Raw genomic sequence first — 1,244 nt, 5'->3', positions numbered from 1 at the left:
GCTTTCGGATGCCAAGAACAAGGTCCGCATCAATGGCTTCCGCCCAGGCAAGGTGCCGATGCAGCACCTGCGCAAGGTCTACGGCAAGTCGTTCATGGCCGAAGTCGTCAACGAGATCCTGACCGATTCCGCCCGCACGATCATTTCCGAGCGTGGCGAAAAGGCTGCGATGCAGCCTGACGTGACGATGACGGAAGACGAGAAGGAAGCCGAGAAGATCCTCGCTGGCGGTTCCGACTTCGAGTTCTCGCTGAGCTACGAAGTCATCCCGGCGATCGAGATCAAGGACTTTGCCGACATCAAGGTGTCGCGTCCGGTCTATGACGTTCCGGAAAGCGAAATCGACGAGCAGGTCAACCGCGTTGCCGAATCGGCTCGCTCCTACGAGCCCAAGACCGGCAAGGCCGCTGAAGGCGATCGCGTCACGATCGACTATGTCGGCAAGATCGACGGCGTCGCTTTCGACGGCGGCACGGGTGGCGACCAGCCGCTGGTGCTCGGCTCCAAGGAGTTCATCCCCGGCTTCGAAGACCAGCTGATTGGCGCCAAGGTCGGCGACGAGAAGCTCGTCACCGTCACCTTCCCGGAAAACTACCAGGCTGCCCATCTGGCCGGCAAGGAAGCGACCTTCGACGTCACCGTCAAGGAAATCGCTGCCCCGGGCAAGCTCGAGGTCAATGACGAAACCGCCAAGAACCTCGGCCTTGAGTCGCTCGAGAAGCTGCGCGACATCGTTCGTGGCCAGATCGAGAATCAGTTCGGCGCCATGACGCGCCAGAAGGTCAAGCGCCAGCTGCTCGACCAGCTCGACGGCTCCTACAAGTTCGAGGCTCCCTCGAAGCTCGTCGAAGCCGAGTTCAACAACATCTGGAGCCAGGTCACCCGTGATCTGGAAATCGCTGGCCGCAGCTTCGCCGACGAAGAGACGACGGAAGAAGAAGCCCGCGCCGAATACCAGCGCCTGGCCGAGCGCCGCGTGCGCTTGGGTCTGGTTCTCGCTGAGATCGGCGAGAAGGCTGGCGTGACGGTTTCCGACGAAGAGCTGCAGCGCGGCCTGTTCGACACGGTTCGCCGCTACCCGGGCAGCCAGCAGCAGGAAGTGTTCGACTTCTACCGCAACAACCCGTCGGCGCTGGTCAACCTGCGCGCGCCGCTGTTCGAGGAAAAGGTCGTCGATCACCTGCTTTCGCTGGTTTCCGTCACCGACAAGAAGGTGAGCAAGGAAGAGCTGCTCGCCGACGACG

General features: G+C 61.8%; 1 protein-coding gene. It reads left to right on the top strand.

What is annotated here, in order from left to right; genetic code table 11:
* On the top strand, positions 1 to 1,244 hold a 1,244-nt coding region (gene tig, locus AC1DUU_RS32380), incomplete at both ends, for a trigger factor (RefSeq protein ID WP_476787379.1).

Source organism: Aminobacter sp. P4_H6_2 (assembly GCF_056400805.1).
This window is presented reverse-complemented; position numbering and strand designations above follow the sequence as displayed.